At 68.7% G+C, this 6,591-nt stretch carries 6 protein-coding genes; 1 reads left to right on the top strand and 5 read right to left on the bottom strand.

Annotated features, from left to right (window positions below):
- Positions 1-157: 157 nt before the first annotated feature.
- On the bottom strand, positions 158-613 hold the full coding sequence (locus ACQKJZ_RS07885) for a GreA/GreB family elongation factor (protein ID WP_427730640.1): 456 nt from the start codon (positions 611-613) through the stop codon (positions 158-160).
- A 212-nt stretch (positions 614-825) separates the two neighbouring features.
- Here ACQKJZ_RS07885 and ACQKJZ_RS07880 point away from each other — a divergent pair, with 212 nt between their 5' ends.
- Entirely contained in the window at positions 826-2,565 is a 1,740-nt protein-coding gene (locus ACQKJZ_RS07880) for a DEAD/DEAH box helicase (protein ID WP_427730639.1), read from the top strand.
- Positions 2,566-2,760: 195 nt separating this feature from the next.
- Here ACQKJZ_RS07880 and ACQKJZ_RS07875 read toward each other — a convergent pair whose 3' ends face one another.
- From ACQKJZ_RS07875 to ACQKJZ_RS07860, 4 genes are read right to left on the bottom strand one after another with little or no spacing between them, the layout of a single operon-like run.
- Positions 2,761-3,978 carry a dihydroorotase gene (locus ACQKJZ_RS07875; RefSeq protein WP_427730638.1) on the bottom strand — a complete coding sequence of 406 codons (1,218 nt, stop codon included), beginning with the start codon at positions 3,976-3,978 and terminating at the stop codon, positions 2,761-2,763.
- The gene (locus tag ACQKJZ_RS07870) at positions 3,975-4,958 is read right to left on the bottom strand and encodes an aspartate carbamoyltransferase catalytic subunit (protein WP_007405051.1); all 984 of its coding nucleotides are present in this window, start codon (positions 4,956-4,958) and stop codon (positions 3,975-3,977) included. The genes ACQKJZ_RS07875 and ACQKJZ_RS07870 overlap by 4 nt, the downstream gene beginning before the upstream one ends.
- Positions 4,959-5,010: 52 nt before the next feature.
- On the bottom strand, positions 5,011-5,475 hold the full coding sequence (ruvX, locus tag ACQKJZ_RS07865; protein ID WP_312490772.1) for a Holliday junction resolvase RuvX: 465 nt from the start codon (positions 5,473-5,475) through the stop codon (positions 5,011-5,013).
- Positions 5,472-6,578: a DUF3089 domain-containing protein gene (locus tag ACQKJZ_RS07860; protein ID WP_427730637.1), complete on the bottom strand. Its 1,107-nt coding sequence runs from the start codon at positions 6,576-6,578 to the stop codon at positions 5,472-5,474. The genes ruvX and ACQKJZ_RS07860 overlap by 4 nt, the downstream gene beginning before the upstream one ends.
- Between the last annotated feature and the right edge of the window lie 13 nt (positions 6,579-6,591).

Genomic DNA, 6,591 nt, shown 5'->3' with positions numbered 1-6,591 from the left:
CCTATTTGCTCTTTCTATCACTCTTTGCCACTCCTCGTCCGCAGGCGGGGTGGGAGGGGGGGTGGCAGGCCGCGAGCGATGGTCTCGGTGAGACTCCTTTCCCTCCCCTCGATCCCCTCCCGCCTGCGGGAGGGGATGCAGAAGAGGAGGAAGGGGGCTACTTTACCTCCAAAATCTCCACCGCATCCGCCTTGCCCCCGAACGCGACCGTCTCGCCCGCCATCGCGCCCATCAGCGCGCGGGCCAGCGGGGCGGCATAGGCGATGCGGTCGTGCGCCGGATCGGCCTCGTCGTGACCGACGACGGTCAGCGTCTTGGTCTGTCCGTTGAGCCGGATCGTCACCACGCTGCCGATCCCCACCTCATCCTCGGCGGGGGCAGGGGCCAGTTCGGCGGTGGCGGCGCGGGTGTTCCAATAGCGGAGTTCACGCTGGAGTCGGGTGCGGTCCTCGTCCGTCTCCGCCGCCGCGACGGCCGCCTCGACCTCAGCCACCTTGGCGCGGGTCAGCGCCAGCCCGCGCGGCGTGACCAGATTGGGGCCGGGCGGGATCGGCAGCTCGAATTTGGGTTCGAGATGTTCCTCATCGGATTCGCGGCGAAAGGCGACACTCATCGGGGATCAACGCGTAAGGTCATAGCCGGGCTCCCATGACGGGCCGATCGGTTCACCGCAAGCACGGCTTGAGTTTTGGCTGCAATCGTGTATAGGGCCACGCTTTCACGGAACGCTACACATTCACCCGTGCCGCATGGGTGTATCCGCCAACCGAGAGGGATGGGTCCCTTGGTTCGGCGGTACGCGCTCCTTTTTCTGTTGGAGTCCCCATGCCTTTTTCTGCTTTGCCGCCGGTATTGTCGGCTGCCCTTTCCGCGCGCGGCTATAGCGCGCCGACCCCCGTCCAGGCCGCCGTTATCGAGGATGACGCCCAGGGCCGCGACCTGATCGTGTCCGCCCAGACCGGTTCGGGCAAGACCGTCGCTTTCGGCCTCGCCATGGCGAGCGAGCTGCTGAACGGTGGCGATCACCTGCCCCAGCCGGGCGCGCCGATGGCGCTGGTCATCGCGCCGACCCGCGAGCTGGCGCTGCAGGTCAGCCGCGAGCTGGAATGGCTCTATGCTGGCGCGCGTGCCCGCATCGCGACCTGCGTCGGCGGCATGGACGCATCGCGCGAGCGTCGTGCGCTCAGCCATGGCACGCATATCGCCGTCGGCACGCCGGGCCGTTTGCGCGATCACCTCGAGCGCGGCGCGCTCGACCTGTCGTCGCTGAAGTTCGTCGTCCTCGACGAAGCCGACGAGATGCTCGACATGGGCTTCCGCGAGGATCTCGAGCAGATCCTCGACGGCACGCCGTCCGAGCGTCGCACTCTCCTGTTCTCGGCGACCATGCCGCGCCCGATCGTGCAGCTCGCCAAGCGGTATCAGACCAATGCCAAGCGGATCGAGACGATCAGCGAGGATAAGGGCCATGCCGACATCGCCTATCAGGCGGTGACGGTCGCGCCCGCTGACATCGAGGCGGCGGTGGTCAACCTGCTGCGCCTGCACGAGGCCGAAGTGGCGATCCTGTTCTGCGCCACGCGTGACAATGTCCGCCACCTGCACGCCAGCCTGGTCGAGCGCGGTTTCTCGGCGGTGGCGCTGTCGGGCGAGCATTCGCAGAACGAGCGTAACCATGCGCTCCAGGCGTTGCGTGACGGGCGTGCGCGTGTCTGCGTCGCAACCGACGTCGCTGCGCGCGGGATCGACCTGCCCGGTCTGACGCTGGTGATCCATGTCGAAATCCCGCGCGATGCCGAGGCGCTCCAGCACCGTTCGGGCCGCACCGGTCGCGCTGGTCGCAAGGGCACCGCGATCCTGATCGTGCCGTACCCGCGCCGTCGCCGAGTCGAGGGCATGCTGCGCGGCGCGCGCATCGATGCCGAATGGCGCCGTGCGCCGACGCTGGAGGAAATCCGCGAGCAGGACCGCGAGCGCCTGTTGACCGCGCTGCTGGCGCCGGTCGAGGTGGACGAGGCCGATCGCGAGCTGGCGACCCGCCTGCTCGCCGAAAAGTCGGCCGAGGACATCGCCGCCGCGCTGGTCCGCGCGCACCGCGCCGCGCTGCCCCAGGCCGAGGAGCTGGTCGAGGGCGATGCGCCGCCGCCGCGCGAGCGTCGCGAAGGCTTCGACGACACCGCCTGGTTCCGCATGAGCGTCGGACGTCGCCAGAACGCCGATCCGCGCTGGCTGCTGCCGCTGATCTGCCGTCGCGGGCACATCACCCGCAACGAGATCGGCGCGATCCGCATCCAGCCCAACGAGACGCTGTTCGAAATCCCGACCGCACTGGCGTCGCGCTTCATCGCTGCGCTGAAGCGGACCGAGGCGGATCATGCCGAGGATGATATCGCGATCGAGCAGGCCGATGGTCCGCCCGCCGGTGGTGCGCCCAGCGGTGGTCCGCGTCGTGGTCCGGGCGGCAACCGTCCGATGGGCGGTCGCCCGGCCGGTGGCCCCGGCGGCCCGCGCCGCTATTCGCCGCGCCCGACCCAGGGCGGCCCGCGCGGTCCGCGTCGCGGTTGAGCCGATAACGGTTCAGTGAAAAGCCCTCCCCGAAACGTCTCGGGGAGGGCTTTTTTATTCCTCCCCAAGCTCGCTTGGGGAGGGGGACCGCCGGGCGATAGCCCGGTGGTGGAGGGGCGTGACGAACCGGCCATGCCCCTCCACCACGCCCTGCGGGCGCGGTCCCCCTCCCCATCAAGAGATGGGGAGGATTTTTCAGTGAATTTCCCGTCCTGCCTTCCACAGCCGCAGTGCGCGGCCCTGCACCGGGAAGCCGTCGAACGGCGTGTTGCCCGCCGAGGCGAAGGCGTCGCCCGACACCATCCACGGCGTCTCGGCATCGAACAGCATCAGGTCGGCGGGCTTGCCGGGCTCCAGCGTGCCGGCATCGAGGCCGAGCACCTTGGCCGGATTGGCCGCCAGCAGCGCAAACAGCCGGGGCAGGGTGATCCGCTCGTCACGCACCAGCATCAACGCCAGCGGCAGCAACGTTTCCGCCCCCGCCATACCCGCTTCGGCATCGACGAAGGGCAGGCGCTTTTCTTCCGGCCCATGCGGGTCGTGGCCCGAGCCGATGACATCTACCGTCCTGTCCGCCACCGCCGCGAGTGCGGCCTGCCGGTCGCTCTCGTCGCGCAACGGCGGCGAGAGACGGGCAAAGGTGCGGAAGTCGGTGATCGCGATGTCGGACAGGTGGAGATGCGCGGGCGTGATGCCGCACGTCACCTTCACGCCGCGTCGCTTGGCCGCGCGGATCAGGTCGAAGCCCGCCGCCGTCGTCACCTGCCGGATATGCAGCTTCGCGCCCGTCTCTTCGGCCAGCATCAGGTCGCGCGCGATGGCGAGCGCTTCGGCGATGGCGGGGGCGGAGGGCAGGCCCAGACGGCTGGCGGTTTCGCCCTCGGTCGCCACCGCATCGGCGGCCAGGCCACCATCCTCGGCATGGGCGATGACGGTCAGGCCCAGATCGCCGGCATAGGCGAGGACACGGTGCATCACGCCCGAATCGGCGATCCAGCCGCGCCCCGTGCCGACCGCCTTGGCGCCTGCCGAGACGCACACCGCCATTTCGGCTAGGTCGGTCCCCGCCAGTGAGCGGGTCGCCGCCGCGATCGGGTGAATCCACAGATCCGGTCGCCCGATCAGCGCGGCGCGCTGCACCACGCCCGGATCGTCGAGCACCGGCGACTGATCGGGCATCAGGCCGATCCGCACGATCCCGCCGGCACGACAGGCGGCGCGGTCGACCTTGAACACCCCCAGATCGACGATGCCGGGCGCCAGCATCTTGCCGCCGCAATCGATGACGGTGGCGCCTTCGGGGGCGTCGCCGGTGCCGGTGATGACGCCGTCCTCGACCAGCAGGGTCTGGCCCGTGATCTCGCCGCCGACGGGACAGATCAGCGTGGCGTTTGTAAAGGCGGTCATGCTCATGCCCAGCCCTCCAGCTTGCGGGCGCGGCGGGTGAGCACGTCCAGGCACGCCATGCGCACCGCGACGCCCATCGCCACCTGCTCGGTGATCGCCGATTGCGGGCCGTCGGCCACCTCCGAATCGATCTCGACCCCGCGGTTCATCGGGCCGGGATGCATGACGAGCGCGCCGGGCTTGGCGCGCTTCAGCCGTTCGGCGGTCAGGCCGTAGCGCATCCGATACTCACGCGTGGAGGGGATATAGCCGCCCGCCATACGCTCGTTCTGGACGCGCAGCATCATGACCACGTCCGCGTCCTCGATGGCTTCGTCGAAGTCGGTGAAGGGGGTGACGAACATCCGCTCGATCCCCTTGGGCATCAGCGTCGAGGGCGCGCAGACCCGCACTTCGGCCGCCAGCGCGGTGAGCGCGAGGATGTCCGAGCGCGCGACCCGGCTGTGCAGGATGTCACCGCAGATTACGACCTTCTGGCCCGCCACGCTGCCCCGGCGGCGGCGGATGGTCAGCATGTCGAGCAGCGCCTGCGTCGGATGCTCGTGCCGCCCGTCGCCGGCGTTCAGCACCGGACAGTCGACCTTGTCGGCGATCAGGCGGACGGCGCCGCTCGCCATGTGGCGGATAACGATCACATCGGCGCGCATCGCGTTCAGCGTCATCGCCGTGTCGATCAGCGTCTCCCCCTTCTTCACGCTCGACTGCGCGGCGTGCATGTTGACGACGTCGGCACCCAGGCGCTTTCCGGCGATCTCGAAGGACAGCAAGGTCCGGGTCGAGTTCTCGAAGAACGCATTGATCTGGGTGAGGCCCGCCAGCCTTGTGTCGGGCGTGTCGGTCGCGCCGCGATCGAGCCAATGTTCCGCCTCGTCGAGCAGGAACATGATCTCATGCGGTTGAAGGCCGTCGATTCCGGTCAGATGCCGGTGCGGAAAAACGGCGCCACCCTGAATGAGCGTGCCGGGGCGATGATCCGAGGTCTGCATTAAAGCCGCCGGGTAGCGGCCGGCGGCGCTCTCGGCAAGCGGGCTTATCGCCTCAGGCCATCACCAGCGCGTCGATCGCCGCCTGAAGGATGTGCGCGGCGGCCAGATTGTCGATCCGCTCGGCGCGTTTTGCGCGGCTCATATCCTGCTCGATCATCGTGCGTTCGACCGCGACCGTCGACCAGCGCTCGTCCCAGAGCAATATGGGCCCGAGATCGGCGCAGTTGCGCGCGAAGCTGCGCGTCGATTGCGAGCGCGGGCTCTCGCTGCCGTCCAGGTTCAGCGGCAGGCCGATGACCAGGCCCTGCACGCCCTGCTGCGCGATCATCGCGATCAGCTGTTCCTTGTCCTTGGTGAACTTGGTCCGGCGGATCAGCGTGGCGGGGCTGGCGAAGCTCCATCCGGCATCGCACAGCGCGGTGCCGACCGTCTTGGTGCCGACGTCCAGCCCGATCAGCCGCCCACCCGAGGGGAGGGCGGCGCGGAACTCGGTGCGGTCAGTGGTGATCAGGCTCATCGAAAGGCTTTCAAACGGCGATCCGCATCGGCGCGGACATTCGCCCAGAACAGGCTGTAGTCATAGACGTGGTAATTGTTGCCCGGCAGCACATAGGGGCCGACGCTCGGCCCTTCGCCGATGGTCAGGATGCCGCGCCCCTCGCACTTAGCGGACACCTTGCCTGCGGCGATGGCGGCGGTCTTGAGGTCGGCGGAGGGGTAGAGTGTGCCCAGATTGGCGGTCGCAGGGGCCGCGACATCGGGCGTGCTGGTCAGCGGATTGGTACACAGCATCTGGGTGCCCTTGCGGGGCGCGCCGGTGTAGCCATGGGTCTGGTCGAACACGTCGAGGATCAGCGACGGGTCGGCGGGTTCGCCGAAGCTCTGCCAGCTAAGGATGCAGCCGGTCTGGTCCGGCTTGGCACAGGCGGGCAAGCCCATGGCAGGCAGATCGGCGGTCATCGAGATCGGCCAGCCGACGATATAGGCCGCGACGATCCGGCGTTTCAGCGCGGGGTCTTTCGCCACCCGATCGGTCAGCAGCCGCGAGAGGTGCAGCGCGCCCTGGCTATGCCCCGCCAGGATCAGCGGGCGGTTGGGATCGACCTGCGACAGGAACGCTGTGAAGGCCGCATCGACATCCTTGTACGCCAGATCGAGCGCACGCTCGGCATCGGCCATGCTGGTCAGGAACGCGCCGAAGGTCGCCTGGCGATAGCGCGGCGCCCAGATGTCGCCCGCTGCGTTGAACGCGCTGGCCTGCCCGCGCAGGAACAGCTCGGCGCGGCCATTGGTCTCGGGATCGTCGAGCGGGGCGTTCCAGTGCGCCTTGCTGATGTACGAGGTCGGGTGGATGAAGAAGACGGCGGCACCCTGGCCGGGCAGGCCGGGGGTGTAGCCGGCCGGCGTCCACAGCGCCGGATTGCCGGGCAGGTCGGGGCGCGCCAGCCACATCTTGGCGCTGCGATACTCCTCCGCGCGCGTCACCGCCTGGGTCTGGAACGACTCGGAGGGCACGGTCGACCAGCGGAGCAACTGGTTGCCGAACAGGCGATAGGCGAAGGCCGCCGCGATCGTCAGCACGATGAGCGCCGCCACGACATAAAGGAATTTGCGTGCCAAATCATACTCCGTT

This window comes from Sphingomonas sp. NPDC019816 (assembly GCF_050274375.1).
In the GTDB taxonomy this organism is placed as follows: Bacteria; Pseudomonadota; Alphaproteobacteria; order Sphingomonadales; family Sphingomonadaceae; genus Sphingomonas.
Note: the sequence above shows the minus strand (reverse complement) of the source record. Positions and strands in the feature narration are given on the sequence as shown.

Bases quoted from the DNA above. Each gene is read 5' to 3' on its own strand.
- ACQKJZ_RS07885 (WP_427730640.1), bottom strand. From the start codon at position 613: ATGAGTGTCGCCTTTCGCCGCGAATCCGATGAGGAACATCTCGAACCC.
- ACQKJZ_RS07880 (WP_427730639.1), top strand. From the start codon at position 826: ATGCCTTTTTCTGCTTTGCCGCCGGTATTGTCGGCTGCCCTTTCCGCG.
- ACQKJZ_RS07875 (WP_427730638.1), bottom strand. From the start codon at position 3,978: ATGAGCATGACCGCCTTTACAAACGCCACGCTGATCTGTCCCGTCGGC.
- ACQKJZ_RS07870 (WP_007405051.1), bottom strand. From the start codon at position 4,958: ATGCAGACCTCGGATCATCGCCCCGGCACGCTCATTCAGGGTGGCGCC.
- ruvX (WP_312490772.1), bottom strand. From the start codon at position 5,475: ATGAGCCTGATCACCACTGACCGCACCGAGTTCCGCGCCGCCCTCCCC.